The organism is Streptomyces sp. NPDC032822, assembly GCF_055578825.1.
On sequence record NZ_JBVIOL010000004.1, the window covers coordinates 625,670 to 645,047 of the forward strand.

Genomic DNA, 19,378 nt, shown 5'->3' on the forward strand with positions numbered 1-19,378 from the left:
CGTGCGCGGGAACCGTGTACTGGACGGGACTGCTGGCGGGAGCGTAGGCCTGCCCGCTGCCCGCTGCCCGCTGCCCGCTGCCCGCTGCCCGCTGCCCGCTGCCCGCTGCCCGCTGCCCGCTGCGTGAGGAGCGTGGGGTGGGCCACGGCCGGGCCACGGCGTCGGCCGGCTTACGGGTCGGTTCTGGCGTAGGCCTGCCGGTCGCCCGGGTACGGCGCCGGTCCGCGGCTTGCGGGTCGCCCGAGGCGTCGGCGTAGGGATGGGCCTGCGGTCCGTCGGCACGCGCGCCGGTGGGGGCATCCATCGCAGGCCCGCGGCCCGTCGACGCCGTCGGCTCGCGGCTCATGGACCGCAGATGTCGCCAGTCCACGGGCAGTCCTGCCGCAGGGCGGCTCTCGACCCATAAGAGGCGGAGGCACAGCGTCGGCGCCGGGCCGCGCGATCTACCCTCGGGCCCCAGGGCGTCGGCTCCGGGTCACTTGGCCCCGGCGTCCGCGGTGACCGGCTCCCCGTCAGCTGCCTCATCGGCCGGCTCGTCAGGGTCCGGCAACAGGCCCAGCGCGGAGTCCCGTACGAACTCGATCTCCCGCCGCAGCAGCCGGAACCACATGAACACCACGAACCCGGCGAACACGAACCACTCCCCGGTGTACCCGAGGTTCTGGAAGGCCTTCAGATCCAGCCCGGTGTTCGGAGGCGCCGCCGCCGGTACGGCCGTCATCCCGGCGTCCGCCTGCTCCAGCGTGACCCACGCGTCGTACACGCCGTACGGCACCAGGTTCACCAGCGACGCCGCGCTGATCGCCGCGGTCTGCCCGGTCGGCAGGCCACCCCGCGCGCTGACGCCGTTGTCGCCGGGCGTCTCGGACGCCTGGAGCACACCGGTGACGGTGACCTCGCCGGTGGGCGCGGCCGGGGCCTTCGCCGGGTCGGCGGTGCCGGGCAGCCAGCCCCGGACGACGGGCAGGGCCTTGCCGTCGTCGGTGCGCAGCAGCGTCAGGACGTAGTAGCCCTTCTCGCCGTCCAGTTCACGGTCCGGGACGAGGAGCTGGCGGTCGTACCGCCCGGTCACGGTGGCGAGCTCGCCGGAGGTCGCCTTGTCCACGGGCAGCAGTTCGGCCAGCGGCCGGGCGGCGGCCCGCTCCTCGGAGTCGGCCTTGGCGGTCGCCGAATCGTGGGCCTGTACCCGGTCCTCGAAGCGGCTCAGCTGCCACGACCCCATGAACACGCAGAAGGGGATGGCGAGCAGCACGAAGACGTTGATCCCCCACCAACGGGGCGTCAGCAGAAACCGGTACACGCCTTCAAAGGTACGGGGCCGGGGCGCGGGTCCCGGTCGCGGGGTCGCGCCGATCGGCCGGCCCGGGTCCCGGCAGGGCCCCGGTCCGGTCCCGGTCCAGTCGGCCCGGTGGGCCTGCTCGGCGGGCCGGATTGTCCAGATCGGCCCGGTCGGGTTGTCCACAGACGCCCGGTTGTCCACAGGCTGGGGACCTGGTCAGTGCATTGTCGGCGGGGACGGGCAGTATGGGGCCATGACTGAGAGCAACGGATCCGCTGCGGCCGAGCGGAACGAGGAGATGCCGGACTGGGAGAAGCGCTTCCGGGCGCCCCGGGTGTCACTGCCCGACTGGGCGGAGGACGCACCGGACCGTTCCCTGTTCGTGTCGAACGCGACGGGGACGTACGAGCTGTATGCCTGGGACCGCGCGACGGGCGGGCAACGCCAGGTGACCGACCGGCCGAACGGCACGACGGACGGGGTGCTCTCCCCGGACGGCACCTGGGTGTGGTGGTTCGACGACAAGGACGGCGACGAGTTCGGCGTCTGGCGCCGCCAGCCCTTCACCGGCGGGGAGGACACGCTCGCCACCCCGGGCCTGGAGGCCTCCTACCCGGCGGGCCTGGCGCTCGGGCGGGACGGCCGCACGGCGGTCGTGGGCCGCTCCACCGACGAGGACGGTACGACGATCCATCTCGCCCGCACCGGCGAGGACCCGGTGGAGATCTACCGGCACCGCGAGTCGGCGGGCGTCGGCGACCTCTCCCACGACGGCTCGCTGATCGCGATCGAGCACACCGAGCACGGCGACGCGATGCACTCCGCGCTGCGCGTCCTGCGCCCCGACGGCACGGCGGTCGCCGACCTCGACGACACCCGGGGCGGCACCGAGGAACTCGGCCTGGAGATCCTCGGCTTCGCACCGGTGGCCGGGGACACCCGGCTGCTCATCGGCCACCAGCGGCGCGGTCGCTGGGAACCCCTGGTCTGGGACGTGGCCACCGGCGAGCAGGCCGACCTGGCCCTGGAGCTGCCCGGTGACGTCAGCGCCGAGTGGTACCCGGACGGCACCGGACTGCTCATCGCGCACAGCTTCGAGGCCCGCAGCGAACTGTTCCGCTACGACCTGGCGCACCGCGAACTGGTCGAGATCCCCACCCCGGCCGGCAGCGTCTCCGGCGCGACCGCCCGCCCCGACGGCAGCGTGGAGTACCTCTGGTCCTCCTCCGCCGAGCCGTCGACGGTCCGCTCCACCACCGGCGAGGTCGTCCTCGACCCGCCCGGCATGAAGTCCCCGGGCTCCGTCCCGGTCGAGGACGTGTGGGTGGAGGGCCCGGGCGGCCGGATCCACGCCCTGGTCCAGAAGCCGGCCGGCGCGACCGGCCCGCTCCCCACGGTCTTCGACATCCACGGCGGCCCGACCTGGCACGACAGCGACTCCTTCGCCGCGGGCCCGGCGGCCTGGGTCGACCACGGGTACGCGGTGGTCCGCGTCAACTACCGGGGCTCCACGGGCTACGGCCGCGCCTGGACCGACGCCCTCAAGCACCGCGTCGGCCTGATCGAGCTGGAGGACATCGCCGCGGTCCGCGACTGGGCGATCGACTCCGGCCTCGCCGACCCCGCCCGGCTGATCCTCACCGGCGGCTCCTGGGGCGGCTATCTCACCCTCCTCGGCATCGGCGTCCAGCCCGGCGCCTGGGCCCTGGGCATCGCGGCGGTCCCGGTCGCCGACTACGTCACGGCGTACCACGACGAGATGGAAGCCCTGAAGGCCATGGACCGCACCCTGCTGGGCGGTACCCCGGAGGAGGTCCCGGAACGCTTCGAGGCGTCCTCCCCGCTGACCTACGTGGACCAGGTCAAGGCCCCGGTCTACATCTCGGCCGGCGTGAACGACCCACGCTGCCCGATCCGCCAGATCGACAACTACGTCAAACGCCTGGAGGCGAGGAGCGCCGTCCACGAGGTGTACCGCTACGACGCGGGCCACGGCTCCCTGGTGGTCGACGAACGAATCAAGCAGGTAAGCCTGGAACTGGACTTCGCGGCGAGGCATTTGGCGGGGTAGCGCTGATCGGGCGGAGAGGGAGGGGGAGGGGCGGGCTGGAGGAGAGGTTCGTCTCTCGATGAGGGGGCTTGGCTCTGAGGAAAGACCGACTTCTCGACGGGGTCCTGGCCCTGGGGAGAGGCCGACTTCTCGACGAGGGCCTGGCCCTGAGGAGAGGTCCACTTCTCGGCGGGCCGAGTCGTCCGGCGTGAGGAGCGGTTCGCTTCGTGTCCGGCCGGGGCGGAGGCGAGGGCCACTTCTTGTCCGACCGAGTCGGGTGGTGGGTGGGCGTAGGCCGGGGGTTCAGGGGGCGGGAGCCCCCTGGCGGGGTCGTAGGGGCGGAGCCCCTACACCTCGGCCTGCTCACGCCGGGCCCGCCGGCCCAGCAACTCCGCGAGCCCTCGCCGAGTAGCCGCCAGCACCACCCGGTCGGAGCCCCGCAGGACATACGTGTCGGGCAGATCCCACACCAACCCCGACGCCCGCGCCAACCCCCGCTCCTCATAGGCCTCCTCCACGGCAGGCTCCTCCCGCCCACCGCCGGAGGCCCCCGTGTCCAGCGCGAGCACCCGCCATGCCCCCGCCCGAAACGCCTCCCCGACCGTCTTCCCCTCCAACTGCGGGTGCCCGCCCACCTCCACGGCCGCGAACAGCAGCACCCGCCGCTCGACCGGGATCGCCCCCAGGATCTGCCGCCCCATCATCGCCCCGGCGAACGCGGGCGCCGCCAGGTGCGACACACTCCGGCTCCGCGTGGACGCCCCCGGGTGCGCGGCCCGCAGGGTGCGGTACACGGCGGTCGCGAAGTCGTCGTCGTACAGCCGGAGCACGACCCGCAGATCGGGCCGCACGGACCGGGCGTACAGCACGGCCTCCAGGTTGGTGGTGTCCGCGCTGGTCACCGCGAGCAGCGCCGACGAACGGTGGATCTTGGCGGCCTCCAGGACACCTTCCTGGGTGACGTCGCCGAGGATCACCGGCACCCGCAGCCGCCGGGCCGTGGCGAGCCCACGGGCGTCCGGGTCGGCCTCGACGCACACCACGGGAATGTTCAGTTCGCGCAGCCGGGTCAGCACCCGGGTGCCGATCTTGCCGAGCCCGAGCAGGACGACATGCCCGCCGAGCCCTCGCGGCGGCTTGCGCAGCGCGGACGCGCTCCGGAAGGTGCCCAGCGCCTCCAGCACCGCGGCCAGCAGCACCGGAAGCAGCAGCAACCCGACGAGCCCGGAGAGGAGTTGGAGGATCTGACGGCCGATGTCCGCGCCGATGGCCGGATCGTTGATCGCGAACAGGTCGAGCAGCGTCAGATAGGTCGCGTGCAGCGGATGGTCACCGGTGACCAGCGTCAACGCGACCGCGAGCGCGATCACGCACCCCACCAGACCGGCCAGCGACCACCGCAGCCGCCGCGAGAACAACGAGGCGAACGGCGGCACGATCGACCGCCCGGAGGACAGCGCGGGCCCCGAGTACGACACCTGCTCCAGTACGACGGTCCCGCGTCCGGCGGCAGCGCGTACCGTCGCCGCGTCGGGCAGCAGCACAGGCCCCTGCTCGCCGCTCTCGGAGCGGTTCGCGTCGTCGGCCGGGTCGCCCGGCGTCGCGGAGAGCAGCGCGAGGGTGGCCGGCCCCGGGTCGGCACGCTCGCCGGGCCCGGGCGCGGGCCGCTCCACCGCGCGCAGCATCAGCCCGTCGGTCTGGACGACCTTGCTGGTGCCGGCGACCGCGCTCGCGGCCAGCGCCGGTGCGGCCGTGTCGGCGTCGGACAGCACGGTCGTCGAGGCGTCGAAGACCGCGCCGGGACCGGTCGTGCCGCCGGTCGCCAACGCGGCGGCCTGGTCGAGGAGTTCCTCGATGTGCTGCCCCAACCGCCGGTTGTAGAGCCGCAGGACGAGCCGCAGCGTGGGGTTGAGGCGGCGGGCGGTGAGAGCGGCGCGGATGTTCGTCTCGTCGTCGTCGTACACGAGGGCGAGCGCGGCGGCCCGCTCCACACCCGCCTCGGCGAGTACAGTCTCGCTCGCCTCGGCGGCCTCCACCAGCACCGGATCGCTCGCGGCCGGGGCCGGGAGAGGGGAAGTGCCGGTGCCTCCGGCCCGGTTGACGGCCGCGTTCACCATCCGGTCCAGCAGCGCCGAAGCGGCACGGGCGCGTCCGACGACCGGCTGGCGGGCGGTGCGCTCGGCGGGCGGCACGACGAGCGTGACCTGTTCGCCGTACACCCCGCGCAGCTCGGCGGCCAGCCGGTGCGCGAGACCGTCGTCGCCGCACACCACCATGTGCTGCGCCGCGGCCGTGCCACCGGGCGGACTCTGATTCGGAACACTTGCCACGAGGGGAAAGACTGCCTCACCAGGACACCGGTTGCACGACCGCGCCACCGATCACCGGCTAGCGGCGCTTCTTCTTCTTGCGGGGGGACTTGGCGCCCTTGGGCCGGCCCCTCAGGAGGCGTTGGGCTTCGAAGGGGCGGCCCAGGGCGATGAAGGTGGCGGCCAGGTTCTGCGTGGCCTTCACCGTGAGTTCCGCTTCGTCCCCCAGGATCCGTCGCGCGTCGTTGCGTACGGATTCGAACAGCCGGGCCGCTTGTGAGAACTGGCGGAGTTGGAACAACGTCAAGGCCAGGCCATGGACCGTGGTGAGCGCTTCGGGATGGTCCTCACGCATGATCTGCCGCTGCCTGTCGATGACGTCCTCGAAGAGACGGCGGGACTCTTCGTGCTCACCCAGCTCGGAGAGCACATAGGCGAGTTGATGTGCCGTCCCCAGTGTCTCGCGATGGCTCGCACCGATGGCTCGCCGCTGGCGCTCGATGACGTCATCGAGCATCTCGCGTGCCTCTCTGTGTCTGCCAAGACTTATCAGGGCCGTGGCGAATCCATTGGCGGAGTCCAGGGTGTCCCGGTGGTTGTCGCCCAGGGAACGGCGTTGGTGTTCGAGGAGCTCCACGTACATGCGGTGTGCTTGTTCGTGTTCTCCGAGCTTGTTCAGCATGGTGGCGAGGCTGCTGGCGGCCTGAAGGGTGTGCGCGTGGTCCTTGCCCAGAACGAGTCGGCGGCGTCGGAGGACGTCCTGGATGATGCCGTACGACTCCGAGGGCCTCCCGCACAGGTCCAGGGTGGCCGACAGATCGTTGGCCGACCGGAGGGTGTCCGGATGGTCCTCGCCGAGGACGCGACGGCGACGGGCGAGCGTGTCCCTGATGAGGTCCAGGGCTTCGTTGACATCGCCGGTCTCGCCTGTCACGCGACCGAGGTACTCCATGCACGTCAGGGTGTCGGGGTGATCCGCTCCCAGTGAGACGGTCCACGACTCGCCCAACTCGGAGGTCAGCTTCAACGCACCGCGCGCCTGCGTGCTCAGAACGAGGAACAGGGCCGCGTCCAGCAGCGCCGACCGCAGTTCGGGCCCCTCGGTGCGGTCGATGTGCGCGGCGACGAGGTGCGCGGTCAACGACGCCCAGGCGGGCCAGGTCTCCGGCGATTCCGGATCGCCCGGCACGGCCCCGGACAGCACCGTGGCGACATCGGACCGGAGAGCCTCCGCCCCCGCCACCCCGATCCGGTCCCGGAGCACGGCCTGGGTGAGCCGGTGGATCTGGAAGCTCTCGTGATCGACGCGGGCGAGTCCGAACCGGCTCAGTTCCTTGAGGGCGTTGAGCGGCCACATCACGTCGTCCGGATCGCCGGAGATCGTGGTGAGCCGGGGCCGGGACCTCTCCAGCCACCGGGTCGGAATCGGGTCCGGACCGAAGTACGCGCCGAGCCGGAGCAGGTCCAACGCGTCGGCGTACTCGCCCTCCAGCCGCCCCGTCGCGATCTCCGAGGCCGCCGCCAGCGAGGCCGGATAGCCGGGAGCGCCGCCCACCTTCAGGATCTGCTCGGTGTTCGTGGCCACGAGTTCGCGGTACCGCGTGATGGTCATCCCGCTGCCGACCACGCCCACCGCCTGGGCCAGGGCGAGCGGGAGATCACCCAGGCCGGTGGCGAGGAGATCGGCGTCCTCGGCCGCGATGGCGGGGAGCTGTCCCCGGAGATACGACACGGCGTCCGCTCGCCCGAACACGTCCAGCTCGGTCTGCCGGGCCACTCCCCGCCAGTTCGGGTTCCGCGAGGTGATCAGCACATGCCCCGGCCCCTCGGGCAGCCAGGAACTGATCGGTTCCGGGTCCTCCGCGTTGTCCAGCACGATCAACCACCGTTGCCGCGCCCGCAGATGGCCCAGCAGCACCTGTGCGTTGTGTTCGGAACCGGCGTCCGGCTTGGCGAGCCCCAGCCGGTCCGCCAGTTCCGTGTAGTGGACGGGGATCTGGTCGGCCTGTTCCGCGTCGATCCACCACATCAGGTCGTACTGCCCGGCGAACCGGTGCGCGTACTCCAGCGCGATCTGTGTCTTCCCGATCCCGCCCAGCCCGTGCAGGGCCCGCACCACGGTCTGCCGTCCGCCGAGCAGATCGTCCCGCAGCCGGGCCAGCTCCGCCTCGCGGCCCGAGAAGTCGGGGTTGCGGCGGCCGATGTTGGACACGGCCTCCGACGGGGCCGGTCGGTGGGGGAGCCGGGGCTTCTCGTCGTTCTCCGACGGCTCCTCGCCCGTCGCCCCGGCGGTGCCCGGATAGGCGGGCGGTGTCTCCGGCAGCCCGCCCCCGTCGATCGCCTCCCGCAACGCCTTCAGCGCGCCGGCCTCGTCCAGCCCGTGGACCTTGGTGTGGATCAACGGGGCGAGCAGCGGAGGCAGTTCGGACAGGGGGAAGGGTTCCACGGCGAGTGGGATCAGCCGTCCGCCCCGCGCGAGTGTCGCGTTCTTCTCCGCCTTCGTCCAGCGCTCGGGATCGAAGTACGACCGGGAGAGCAGCGCCACCACGGCGTCCGACCCGGCGACCGCCTGCTCCATGCGCTCCACGAAGTCGTCGCCGGTACGCCAGTCCCACACGTCGAGCACGACCTCGTGACCGGCCTCCTTCAGATACCAGCCGATCCACTCCGCCCAGGGACGGTCCACCCCCGCGTAACTGATGAAGAACCGCTGCCGCACGGCACCGTCGGTCATCCCCGCCCCCCGAGCCCCGTCCACCCCGTGCCTGTCGTACCGTTCCCGCACATGATCCCGCGCGGAGTTGAGCAACGGCGGCCGAATCCGCGTATACGCGTACAGGAGACACAGGGATCGATCCCGACCTCAAGCCCGCGAAGCCCGGAGGTACCTCACCCGTGGCCATCACCAAATCGGCCCCGCAGGAGACGGGCGCGATCCCTCCGGAGACCGGGAGCGGCGAGCGGACCGAGCGGACCGAGCGGACCGAGCAGAGCGGGTGGCGGCTCAACTCCCAGCTCGCGCTCACCCTCACCCTGGTCCTGATGGTGCTCGCGCAAGGCCCCATCCGCCGGGCCCTCGGCGCGCCCGTGATGCAGAGCTGGACGACCGTCTTCGTCGCCGTGATCGTGCAGGCGCTGCCCTTCCTCGTGCTGGGGGTACTGCTGTCGGCGGCCATCGCGGTGTTCGTGCCGGCGTCGTTCTTCGCCCGCGCGCTGCCCAAGCGGCCCGCTCTGGCGGTCCCGGTGGCCGGGATGGCGGGAGTGGTGCTGCCGGGCTGCGAGTGCGCGTCGGTGCCGGTGGCGGGGGCGCTGGTACGGCGGGGGGTCACGCCGGCCGCGGCGCTGGCGTTCCTGCTGTCCGCGCCGGCCATCAACCCGATCGTGCTGACGGCCACCGCCGTGGCCTTCCCCGGCAACCCCGAGATGGTCCTCGCCCGTCTCGTCGCGAGTCTGCTGGTGGCCTGCGCGATGGGCTGGCTGTGGCTGCGCCTCGGCCGCACCGACTGGCTGCGCCCACCTGCCAGGGAGACCTACGACGGCCAGGGTCGGGGCGCCGCGTTCTGGGGCTCGGTCCGGCACGACGTGATGCACGCGGGCGGGTTCCTCGTCATCGGCGCGATGGCCGCGGCGACGCTCAAGGCGGTGGTGCCGGAGAGGTGGCTCCAGGCCGCCGCCGACCACCCCGTCATCTCGGTGCTGGCGCTCGCGATCCTCGCCGTACTGCTGTCGATCTGCTCGGAGGCGGACGCGTTCGTGGCGGCGTCGCTGACCCAGTTCTCGCTCACCGCCCGGCTGGCGTTCCTGGTCGTCGGGCCGATGATCGACCTGAAGCTGTTCGCGATGCAGGCGGGGACGTTCGGGCGGGGCTTCGCGCTGCGGTTCGCGCCCACGACCTTCGTCCTCGCCGTCACGGTGTCGGTGCTGACCGGGGCGGTGTTCCTGTGAACCGGCAGGCGCAGGCCGCCGTCCTGTTCCTGCTCGGCGCGGCCCTGCTGCACGCCGGCGCCACCGACCTCTACCTGCGGTACGTGAAGGCCGGGCTGCGCCCGATGCTGCTGGCCGCCGGCGTCGTACTGATCGCGGCGGCGGTGGCGACGGTCTGGTACGAGTGGCGCGCGAAGAAGCACCCGCAGGAAGCAGACGCCCACCCGCGGGGAGAAGGCGCCCACGCGCAGGGAGCAGACGCCCACCCGCACGCGGCAGACGGCCCCCCGCACGCGGAAGGCGCCCACGCCCGGGGAGAGGACACCCACGCGCATCGCGAACCCCGCGTCTCCTGGCTGCTCGTCCTCCCCCTCCTCGCGCTGATCCTCGTCGCCCCGCCCGCCCTCGGTTCGTACAGCGCGCTGCGCACGGGTACGGCCCTTCAGCAGCCGTTCGGCTATGCCGCGCTGCCGGCCGACGGACCGCTCCGCCTCAACCTCGTCGACTACGCGGGCCGCGCGGCCTACGACCACGGACGTTCCCTCGGCGACCGGCAGGTCAAGGTCACCGGGTTCGTCGCGCTGGACGGGGCGGGGACGCCGTATCTGGTCCGGATGGCCCTCAACTGCTGTGCCGCGGACGCCCAGCCGGTCAAGGTCGGTCTCACCGGCCGGATCCCGCCCGTGCTGCAACCGGACAGCTGGCTGGAGGTCACCGGCACGTACACGGCCCGGCGGACCAAGGACCCGGTCAACGGCGGTCCGATCCCGTTCATCGAGGTCAGCGGTGCCACACCGGTCAAGGCGCCGAAGGACCCGTACGACGAGACGTGGAACAACTAGCGAGCGCCGAGATCCACCGGGCGCCGGGCGAGGGCCGTCGCCAGCCGTGAGAGGGCCGCGGCCTCCGCCGTCCCCTCCCCGGCGCTGAACACGTGCATGATCAGCCCGCTCTCACCGGGCGCGGCCGGCACGTGCAGGGTCTCGTGTTCGAGGTCGAGGAGCCCGGCGGTGGGGTGGCGCAGCCGTTTGCGGCCCGCCGCGCACATCACGACCTCGCCGGAGTCCCAGATCCGCCGGAAGTCGGCGCTGTCGCCGAGCAACCCGGCGATCAGCGCGCCCAGTTCGGTGTCGTCGGGGTAGCGTCCCGCGGCCACCCGCAGCTGCCCGACCGCCTCCGCGGCCCGGGCCTCCCACTCGGGGTACAGGTCGCGCGCGGCGGGGTCGAGGAGGAGGAAGCGGGCGTTGTTGCGGTCCCGGCGGGCGGGGTCCGCGAGGCCGCCCATGAGCTCGCCGCCCAGGTCGTTCCAGGCGACGACGTCGAGGCGGTGGTCCGTCACGAAGGCGGGCAGCGGGGCCATGGCCTCCAGGGCGCGCAGCAGTACGGGGCCGACGCGGAGCCGGGGCGTGGGTTCGGGCCGTCCGGAGGCCAGGGTGCAGAGGTGCCGGCGCTCCGCCGGGTCGAGGTCGAAGACACGGGCGAGCGCGTCGAGGACCTCGGGGGACGGCTGGGTGGCCCGGCCCTGTTCGAGACGGACGTAGTAGTCGACGCTGATCCCGGCGAGCAGGGCCAGCTCCTCGCGGCGCAGCCCGCGCACACGCCGCCGACCGCCCCCGGCGATCCCCACCCGCTCCGGCGCGACCCGCCCGCGCCGGGCGCGCAGAAACCCGCCGAGCGCCTTGCCGTCCCCCGACCCGCGTACGCCGTCCATGCGGTCCAGTATGGGTGGCCCTCGCAGTACCAGGAGTGCGGGTCCACCGGATCCGCAGGGTTCTGGCTGCCGGTCGGCCCCCGGGAGAACGTGGCCGCATGACGAAAACCACCGACCAGGGCACCCGGCCGCTCCAGGGCAGGAAGATCCTCGTGGTCAGCGCCCACCCGGACCCCCGTTCCCTCAACGCCTCCCTCACCGCCTTCGCGGTCGACCACCTCCGCGCGGCGGGCCACGAGGTACGGCTCTCCGACCTCTACGCGATGAAGTGGAAGGCGACGGTCGACGCCGACGACTTCCCCGAGCATCCCGCGGACCACCGTCTGCACGTGATGGACGCCTCCGAGACGGCCACCCTGGCCGGCCGCCTCGCCCCGGACATCGCCGCCGAACAGGAGAAGATCCGCTGGTCGGACGCGGTGATCCTGCACTTCCCCCTGTGGTGGTTCGCCCCTCCGGCGATCCTTAAGGGCTGGATCGACCGCGTCTTCACCAGCGGCTTCACGTACGGCCCGCAGGTCACCGCGCCCTACGGCGAGGACGCGCCGCTGGCCGGCCGCCGGGCCCTGCTGGCGGTGACACACGGTGCCCGTGAGCGCTCCTTCGCCGCCGACGGCATCCACGGCGCCCTCGCGGACACGCTCCGCCCGCTCCAGCACGGCCTGTTCACCTTCACCGGCATGGCCGCGCTGGAGCCGTTCACGGTGCCCGAGGCGAACGTCCTCGCCGCGGACCGCTACGCCGGGATCCGCGAGGCGTACGCCCACCGCCTCGACACCCTGTTCACGGCCGTACCCCAGTCGTCGTTCACCGCCGCGTTTCAGTCGTCCCCGTTGTCCTCGTTGCCCTCTTCCTCGTCCCGGCCCGTGTCCTGACCGGGCCCGTCCTGTCGGCCGTCGTCCGTCACGGACGGCGTGGAGACGGGGGTCGGCGTGGTGGAGGTGAGGGCCGGGGTGGGCGTCGGGGAGGCCGTCGTCGGGGAGACGGGCGTAGGAGCGGCCTCGGGCTCGTCGGACAGATCGGAGCCGTACGCGTCGGAGGCACTCGGGGTCGGCGTCGGCGCCGGTGTGACGGCACTGCCACTCGTACCGGTCGAAGTGCCGTCCCCGGGGCTCTCCGCCGAGCTGTTGCCGGGCGAGAACCAGAGCATGCCGGCGGCCATCGCGGCCAGGAAGACCAGCACACCGGCGGCCGTGGCCGCCATCCTCGGCCGGTGCGCGCCCGGCCCACGCCCCCGGGGACGCCCGGCTGGACGGCCGTCCGAGCCACTGGTCGTGCGACCGGCCGGACGACCGCCCGTGCGGGACCGGGAAGAGCGCCCGACCGCCGAGGGCAGCGCGTACGTGGTCGCGGGCCCCGTCTCCGAACCGCCGCGGCCACCCGGTGCGGGCGGCTGCCGCAGCGGCGAGGCGGACCGGGCCGGTGCGGGCTCCGGTGCCGGCAGCGGTTCGGGCCGCCCCTGCCAGGACCCGCCGCCGAACCACTCGGCGACCTGGAGCGTCGTGGGACGGTCCGCGGGCTGCTTGGCGAGGAGGCCGAGGAGGAAGTTCTCGAAGGCGGGCGGGAGGTCGGGGCGGTCCTGGCGGGGCGGGACGGGGACGGCGTCGAGGTGCTGGTGCAGGATCTCCATCGCGCTGTCGGCCCGGAACGGCGGTCGCCCGGTGAGGAGTTGGTAGAGCAGACAGCCCAGCGCGTACACGTCCGAGGCCGGCCCCGCGGGCTTTCCGAGCGCCCGCTCGGGGGCGAGGTAGAGGCTGGTGCCGACGATCTGGCCGGTGGTGGTGAGCGCGCCGGACGGGTCGTCGACGAAACGGGCGATGCCGAAGTCACCGATCTTCAGGGTGCCTTCGGCATCCAGCAGCAGGTTGGCGGGCTTGATGTCGCGGTGCACGATGCCCTGCTGGTGGGCGGCGGCGAGCCCGGCCGCGGCCTGCGTGGCGATCTTGGCCACCTGTTCGACAGGAAGCGGGCCCCGGGCGGCGAGCACACGGTCGAGGCTGTCGCCCTCGACCAGTTCCATCACCAGGAAGAGCCGGCCGTCGTACTCGCCGAAGTCGTAGACCGCCACCACATACGGATGGTTGAGCCGCCCCGCGGTCTGCGCCTCCAGCCGGAAGCGGGAGGTCGCCGTCGGGTCCGTGTCCTGGGGAAGCAGCAGCTTGACGGCCACCGTCCTGCCCAGGGTCTCGTCGAACGCCCGCCAGACCTCCCCCATCGCGCCGCGACCGATGGGATCGTGCAGCCGGTACCGGCCCGCTATCAGCACCTGTGATTCGTCCTCATGCCGTGAATGCCGTGAATGCCGTGAATGCCGTGAATGCCGTGGATGGATGCAGTGGATGCGGTGATTGCCGCAATGACGTCTCGACCAGCCGCAGGCCGCAACACACCACGGAGACGCGGGCGTTGGGTGGGGGGTACCGCAGCCGGCCCAGCCTACCGCCGGATGGCGGGGCCGGTTGATCAAGGCGGTGTGTATTGCTGCCGTCGGGACCGCCCCCTACGCTGGAATCTGACGACTCGTCAGATTCCAGCGTAGGGAGTCACCATGGTCGGCGCCGACAGCAGTGCCAGGGAACTGCCCAAGGTCATCAGCGTGGACGATCACGTGATCGAACCCGCGCATCTCTTCGAGACATGGCTCCCGGCGAAGTACCGGGACCGCGGGCCGAAGCCGTTCACCGCGGGGATCGGGGATCTGCAGTACGTCGGGGGGAAGTACCGGTTCACGACGGACCCGGAGGGACAGACCACCGACTGGTGGGAGTACGAGGGCGAGCTGTTCCCCTACAAGCGCATCATCGCGGCCGTCGGCTTCTCACGGGACGAGATGACGCTCGACGGGATCACCCGGGAGCAGATGCGGCGGGGCTGCTGGGATCCCAAGGCCCGGCTGGACGACATGGAGATGAACCACGTCGAGGCCTCGCTCTGCTTCCCGACGTTCCCGAGGTTCTGCGGGCAGACCTTCGCGGAGGCCAAGGACAAGGAGGTCGGGCTCGCCTGTGTGCGGGCGTACAACGACTGGATGGTCGAGGAGTGGTGCGGGGACAGCGGCGGCCGGCTCATCCCGCTCTGCCTCATCCCGCTGTGGGACATCGACCTGGCCGTCGCGGAGATCCGGCGCAACGCCGAACGGGGCGTGCGGGCCGTGACGTTCAGCGAGATCCCCACCTATCTCGGGCTGCCGTCGATCCACTCCGGCTACTGGGACCCGTTCTTCGCGGCCTGCGAGGAGACCGGGACCGTGGTGAACATGCACATCGGCAGCAGCTCCCAGATGCCGGCCGCGTCCCCCGACGCACCCCCCGCCGTCCAGGCCGCGCTGAGCTTCAACAACGCCATGGCGTCGATGATGGACTTCCTCTTCTCCGGGGTCCTGGTGAAGTTCCCCCGGCTGAAACTGGCCTACAGCGAGGGGCAGATGGGCTGGATCCCGTACGCCCTGGAACGCGCCGACGACGTCTGGGAGGAGCACCGGGCGTGGGGCGGGGTCCGGGACCTGATCCCGGAGCCGCCGTCGACGTACTACTACCGGCAGATCTTCTGCTGCTTCTTCCGCGACCGGCACGGCATCGAGGCGATCGAGACCGTCGGCGTGGACAACGCCACCTTCGAGACGGACTACCCGCACGTCGACTCGACCTGGCCGCACACCAAGCAGGTCGCCCAGGAGCATGTGGCCGGCCTCTCCGACGAGGTGACGTACAAGCTGCTGCGGGGCAACGCCATCCGGATGCTGGACCTCTCCTTCGACCGCGACCGAACCGCCTGAGCGGATTCGCCCGCGCGGACGCGCCGGGCCGTCTCCCGGACGGTCGGCAACCCCTGGGCGCACAGCGGCTCGTGGGCGTCGGAGAGGAACCGGGCCGAGGGTGCGTGCACGGTGGTGACGATGCCGACGTGCCTGCTCACGGCGGCGCTCACCACCCTTCCCGAAGGGGGCGAGCCCGCTCCGGAACCCGGCCGCGAGGCACGAAAAGACCCGACCGCTGGCGACGGGGGATGCACCAGCGGTCGGGCTATGGCCAAGCCTAACAACGCTGTCGGCCCGACGGGAGCGGACCGTGCAGCTGCCCTGAGGACTTGTGAGCGGGATCACGCCTCCGGCGGGTCCCGTCAGGTGTCGCACGGAGGCTCGTACGACAGCCGCGGCAGGTACTCGTCCCACTTCTCCGGGGTCAGTACGCCCTCGGTCGTCGCGCAGACGTGCCGGACGGCCGCGTCGACGTCGAGGTTCCACAGCCGGACGGTGTCCGTGCCGCTCGACACCCCGACGTAGTGGCTGCTGGGGCTGAACGCGAGGAAGTTGCCCGTCTTGGCGTTGGGGCTCATCGACTGGCCGATGGGGGTGGTCTCGGACGGGGTGGTGACGTTCCAGAGCCGGACCGTGTTGTCGTTGCCGCCGCTCGCCAGGATCCGGCCCCTGCGGCTGAAGGTGAGGGACACGACCGCCTCGGTGTGCCCGGTGAGGGCGGGACCCAGGCGGCGGGCCTTCGCGGGGTCGGAGACGTTCCAGAGCCGGACCGAGTCGTCGTCGCCGGCACTGGCCAGGGTGTGGCCGTCCGGGCTGTAGGCGAGCGCGTTGACGGGGCCGAGGTGCCCGGTGAGGGCGGGACCGAGACGGCGGGCCTTCGCGGGGTCGGTGACGTTCCAGAGCCCGATGGTGCCGTCCGCGCTGCCGCTGGCCAGGGTGTGACCGTCCGGACTGTAGACGAGGGTGTTGACATAGCCCTTGTGGCCGGTGAGCTGTGAACCGAGTCGACGCGGGTGGGACGGGTCGGCGAGGTCCCACAACTGGATGGTGAACTCCTCGTAGGCGGTGGCCAGGGTGCGCCCGTCCGGACTGAAGGCCAGCGCGGCCGCGAACCGGGTCCGCAGGGTGAGGGGCGGCCCGTGGGCGACGGGCCGGGCCGGGTCGGTGACGTTCCACAGCTGGACCGAGCGGTTGCCCGTCAGCACCGCGAGGGTGCGGCCGTCGGGGGAGAACACCGGCGCCCGCACCTCGCCCTCGCCGGGCGTGAACGGCTCGCCCAGCGCCACCGGCCGGTCCGGATTCGCCACGTTCCACAGCCGGATCCGGCCGTCCCGCGCGGCGGTGGCGAGCACCCTGCCGTCCGGGCGGAACACCCCGATCCGGCCGATCATGTCCGAGGTGGGGATCGACCACAGGCGGACCTTGCTGTCACCGCTCCCGGTGGCGAGGGTCCGCCCGTCGGGGCTGAAGCCCAGCGCGTACATCTCGCCGCTGCTGCCCGCGAGAGGTTCGCCGACCTGCGAGGCGTACGCGGGATCGCTGACGTTCCACAGGCTCGCCGTGCTGTCCGCGCTGGCCACCGCCAGGGTCGTGCCGTCCGGCGCGAACGCCACCGACCAGATCGCGTCGGTGTGCCCGGTGAGAGGCGCGCCGATCTGGGAGGCGCGCGCGGGGTCGGACACGTTCCACAGCCGTACGGTGTCGTCCGCGCCGCCGCTGGCGAGGGTCCGCCCGTCCGGGCTGAACGCCACCGAGTGCACCAGGTCCGTATGCCCCTTGAGCACCGCCTCGTACCGCTCCGGGCGGCGCGGAGCGGACACGTCCCACAGCCGGACGCTGTCGTCGTCGCCGCCGGCCGCCAGGGTCCGGCCGTCCGGACCGAACGCCACGGAACGCACGGCGGCGGTGGCACCGGTCAGCGTGCTCAGCGCCTCGGGCCCGTCCGGGGCGGCCATGTCCCACAGCCGTACCGTGTGGTCCTCGCCGGCGGAGGCCAGCGTCCGGCCGTCCGGACTGAACGCGACCAGGTAGATCGTGCCGTCGTGCCCGGTCAGGGGCGCGCCCAGGGGGCGCGGACGGCCGGGGTCCCGGATGTCCCACAGCCGGATCGTGCCGTCGTCGGCCGCGCTGGCGAGGGTGTGCCCGTCCGGGCTGAAGACCGCGCTGCTCACCCAGCTGGTGTGCCCGGTGAGGGGGGTGCCGAGCGGCTTCGGGCGCCGCGGGTCCGACACGTCCCACAGCCGTACGGTCCGGTCGTAGCTGGCACTGGCCAGGAGCCGCCCGTCCGGGCTGAACGAGGTGAGGTAGACCGCGCCGGTGTGACCCAGCAACGGGGTCGCCAGCGGGGTGTTCACGATCGAGATCAGCCGGCTGTTCGTACTGCTGTCGTCCGGGCGCAGCCGGTGGGCGACCAGACCGAGCTGCGCCGACAGCGACGGATCCGTGTACTGGACCCGGTCGGCCTCGGCGAGCACCTGCTCGAACACCGCGTCGTCGCGCTGCTCGCGGGCGATCCACGCCGTACCGGCGGCCAGCACGGCCAGCACCACCAGCGCGGAGACGGCGGCACGGCTGATCCAGACCGTGCGCCGGCGCAGCCGCACCGACGCCGCGAGGAAGTCCACCGCGCCACGGCTCAGGAGGGTGTCACCGGCGGACCGCGCCCACGCGTGGGCCTGCTCCAGCCGCGACCCCCGGTAGAGCAGGGACGAGTCACGGTGCGAGTCCTCCCAGGCGCGCCCGTCCTCTTCGAGGCGCTGGCGCAGCAGATGGTCGCCGCGGCCCTCGTCGATCCAGTCGCGCAGCCGGGGCCAGGCGGTCAGCAGCGCCTCGTGGGTGATCTCCACGGTCTCCGCGTCGAGCGTCAACAGCCGGGCCTTCACCAGCGCTTCGAGGGACTCCTCCGTCTTGCCGGGGTCCCGTGACTCCTGGACCAGCTGCCGTCGCGTGCCGCGCCGCCGGGTCGCCTGGGTGTCCTCGCTCAGTCGCACCAGCCGGAGCAGCAGCAGCCGTGCCGCCGTCCGCGCCGCCGGGTCGAGCGCCGACCAGGCCCGCTCCGCGGTCGCCGCGACCGCTCCCTGGATGCCGCCCGCCGCGCGATAGCCGGCCAGCGTCAGCCGGCCCGCTTTGCGGCGCTGCCAGGTGGAGAGCAGGGCGTGCGACAGCAGCGGCAGGACGCCCGCGTCGTGCGCCCCGCGCGGCCCGTCCGCGCTCACCTCGCGGACGATCAGCTCCGCGAGCCCCGGCTCCAGCTCCAGGCCCACGGCCTTGGCGGGCCCGGTCACCGCGTCCCGCAACTCCGTGCCGGTCAGCGGACCGAGCACCATGTGCCGGTGCTGGAGCGCGTCGGCCAGTTCGGGATGGCCGAGGCACTGGTCGTAGAAGTCGGCGCGGATGCCGAGGACGACCAGGACGGGGGCCTGCCCGCCCGGCCCGGCGGGGGCGCACGCGGCGTGCAGGAGCTGGATGAACGTACGCCGGTCCGCCTCGTCGGCGCAGAGCGTGAAGGTTTCCTCGAACTGGTCGACGATGACGACCGGGGGAGCGGCGGAGTGCGCCCGGCCCGCCGCCCACGCGGTCACCGCGTCCCGGACGGCTTCGGGCTCCCGTGCCGGGTCGGTGATGTCCGCGAGCCCGGTGATCCGGCCCGTCAGCTCCCCGAGCGGATCGGCGCCCGGCACCAGCTGGACGACCTCCCGTGCCGGGCCGTCGCTCCGGTCGCCGAGCCCGCCCTGCCGCAGGGCGGGCACCAGACCGGCGTTCAGCAGCGAGGACTTTCCGGCCCCCGACGCGCCGACGAGCATCACCACACCGCCCGTCTTCTCCGCCGTACGCAGCCGCGCGACGAGCGCCTCGGTGCCGCGCTCCCGGCCGAAGAACCAGCGGGCGTCCTGCGGCCGGTAGGAGGCGAGCCCCCGGTAGGGGCACACACCGGGCTGCCGCTCCTCCCCCTCCGCACCGGCGGGGCGCTCCCCGGCCGGGTCGGCCACGGCCCGCTCCCACAGCTTCTGCCACTGGGTGAGGTCGTACAGCCCGGCGGCCACCGCGACCGGCCGTTCCCGCCGGGCCTGGGGGATCAGCACATGCAGCACGGCGGAGAGCGCCACGAACTGGGCGGGCACGTTCCTGGCCCGCCGCCAGTCACTGATCCGCTGCGCGGACACCCGTACGGTCCGCCCGCGTTCGTCGACCCGCTGCAGCCGTTCGACCGCCTCGGACACACTCTTGAGGGGAGGGTTGCCGGCCTCCTTGTACAACAGGGCGAGGCGTTCCGCGAAGGCCGTGCGTGCCCCGGCGTCGGAACTCAAGGCGTCCACCCCTCACTTCCTCCGCGTACGGTCGTCCGGCG

Annotated in this window: 11 protein-coding genes and 1 pseudogene; 5 read left to right on the forward strand and 7 right to left on the reverse strand. The window is 72.8% G+C overall.

Annotated elements, in window-relative coordinates; translation table 11 throughout:
- Both ACZ5VD_RS15325 and ACZ5VD_RS15330 read right to left on the reverse strand, forming a co-directional pair.
- Positions 1–370, reverse strand: a pseudogene (locus ACZ5VD_RS15325) (hypothetical protein); the annotation flags it as partial.
- A 105-nt stretch (positions 371–475) separates the two neighbouring features.
- Positions 476–1,300 (reverse strand): SURF1 family protein, encoded by an 825-nt coding sequence (locus ACZ5VD_RS15330; protein ID WP_468553681.1) that lies wholly within the window; start codon positions 1,298–1,300, stop codon positions 476–478.
- A 232-nt stretch (positions 1,301–1,532) separates the two neighbouring features.
- Between ACZ5VD_RS15330 and ACZ5VD_RS15335 the strand changes: the two genes are divergently transcribed.
- Positions 1,533–3,350 (forward strand): S9 family peptidase, encoded by a 1,818-nt coding sequence (locus ACZ5VD_RS15335; protein WP_468553680.1) that lies wholly within the window; start codon positions 1,533–1,535, stop codon positions 3,348–3,350.
- A gap of 326 nt (positions 3,351–3,676) precedes the next feature.
- Here the strand turns inward: ACZ5VD_RS15335 and ACZ5VD_RS15340 are convergent, their stop codons facing one another.
- Both ACZ5VD_RS15340 and fxsT read right to left on the reverse strand, forming a co-directional pair.
- Positions 3,677–5,605: an NAD-binding protein gene (locus tag ACZ5VD_RS15340; RefSeq protein WP_468682501.1), complete on the reverse strand. Its 1,929-nt coding sequence runs from the start codon at positions 5,603–5,605 to the stop codon at positions 3,677–3,679.
- Positions 5,606–5,717: 112 nt separating this feature from the next.
- Positions 5,718–8,372, reverse strand: a complete 2,655-nt coding sequence (fxsT, locus tag ACZ5VD_RS15345) for an FxSxx-COOH system tetratricopeptide repeat protein (protein WP_468682444.1) — start codon at positions 8,370–8,372, stop codon at positions 5,718–5,720.
- A 200-nt stretch (positions 8,373–8,572) separates the two neighbouring features.
- On the opposite strand from fxsT, the gene ACZ5VD_RS15350 reads away from it, so the two are divergent.
- Together ACZ5VD_RS15350 and ACZ5VD_RS15355 are read left to right on the forward strand one after the other, a co-directional pair.
- Positions 8,573–9,583 (forward strand): permease, encoded by a 1,011-nt coding sequence (locus ACZ5VD_RS15350; RefSeq protein WP_468682502.1) that lies wholly within the window; start codon positions 8,573–8,575, stop codon positions 9,581–9,583.
- Complete coding sequence (locus ACZ5VD_RS15355) at positions 9,580–10,404, forward strand: TIGR03943 family putative permease subunit (RefSeq protein WP_468682445.1); 825 nt, start codon at positions 9,580–9,582, stop codon at positions 10,402–10,404. Before ACZ5VD_RS15350 ends, ACZ5VD_RS15355 begins: the two co-directional genes overlap by 4 nt.
- Here the strand turns inward: ACZ5VD_RS15355 and ACZ5VD_RS15360 are convergent.
- Positions 10,401–11,273 carry a helix-turn-helix domain-containing protein gene (locus ACZ5VD_RS15360; protein WP_468682446.1) on the reverse strand — a complete coding sequence of 291 codons (873 nt, stop codon included), beginning with the start codon at positions 11,271–11,273 and terminating at the stop codon, positions 10,401–10,403. The two genes, ACZ5VD_RS15355 and ACZ5VD_RS15360, sit on opposite strands and share 4 nt — an antisense overlap.
- Before the next feature lie 98 nt (positions 11,274–11,371).
- Between ACZ5VD_RS15360 and ACZ5VD_RS15365 the strand changes: the two genes are divergently transcribed.
- Positions 11,372–12,148, forward strand: coding sequence for an NAD(P)H-dependent oxidoreductase (locus tag ACZ5VD_RS15365; RefSeq protein ID WP_468682447.1), 777 nt, complete (start codon positions 11,372–11,374; stop codon positions 12,146–12,148).
- Here the strand turns inward: ACZ5VD_RS15365 and ACZ5VD_RS15370 are convergent.
- Positions 12,094–13,539: a serine/threonine-protein kinase gene (locus tag ACZ5VD_RS15370; protein ID WP_468682448.1), complete on the reverse strand. Its 1,446-nt coding sequence runs from the start codon at positions 13,537–13,539 to the stop codon at positions 12,094–12,096. The genes ACZ5VD_RS15365 and ACZ5VD_RS15370 overlap by 55 nt on opposite strands.
- 282 nt (positions 13,540–13,821) lie before the next feature.
- On the opposite strand from ACZ5VD_RS15370, the gene ACZ5VD_RS15375 reads away from it, so the two are divergent.
- Positions 13,822–15,048 (forward strand): amidohydrolase family protein, encoded by a 1,227-nt coding sequence (locus ACZ5VD_RS15375; protein ID WP_468553674.1) that lies wholly within the window; start codon positions 13,822–13,824, stop codon positions 15,046–15,048.
- 344 nt (positions 15,049–15,392) lie between these two features.
- Here ACZ5VD_RS15375 and ACZ5VD_RS15380 read toward each other — a convergent pair whose 3' ends face one another.
- A complete protein-coding gene (locus ACZ5VD_RS15380) occupies positions 15,393–19,346 on the reverse strand; it encodes an NACHT and WD repeat domain-containing protein (protein ID WP_468682449.1) in 3,954 nt (1,317 codons plus the stop codon).
- Between the last annotated feature and the right edge of the window lie 32 nt (positions 19,347–19,378).

What these genes read in the sequence shown, in the direction of transcription:
- ACZ5VD_RS15365 (WP_468682447.1), top strand. Translation starts at nt 11,372, where the DNA reads ATGACGAAAACCACCGACCAGGGCACCCGGCCGCTCCAGGGCAGGAAG.
- ACZ5VD_RS15360 (WP_468682446.1), bottom strand. Translation starts at nt 11,273, where the DNA reads ATGGACGGCGTACGCGGGTCGGGGGACGGCAAGGCGCTCGGCGGGTTT.
- ACZ5VD_RS15335 (WP_468553680.1), top strand. Translation starts at nt 1,533, where the DNA reads ATGACTGAGAGCAACGGATCCGCTGCGGCCGAGCGGAACGAGGAGATG.
- ACZ5VD_RS15375 (WP_468553674.1), top strand. Translation starts at nt 13,822, where the DNA reads ATGGTCGGCGCCGACAGCAGTGCCAGGGAACTGCCCAAGGTCATCAGC.
- ACZ5VD_RS15340 (WP_468682501.1), bottom strand. Translation starts at nt 5,605, where the DNA reads ATGGTGGTGTGCGGCGACGACGGTCTCGCGCACCGGCTGGCCGCCGAG.
- fxsT (WP_468682444.1), bottom strand. Translation starts at nt 8,372, where the DNA reads ATGACCGACGGTGCCGTGCGGCAGCGGTTCTTCATCAGTTACGCGGGG.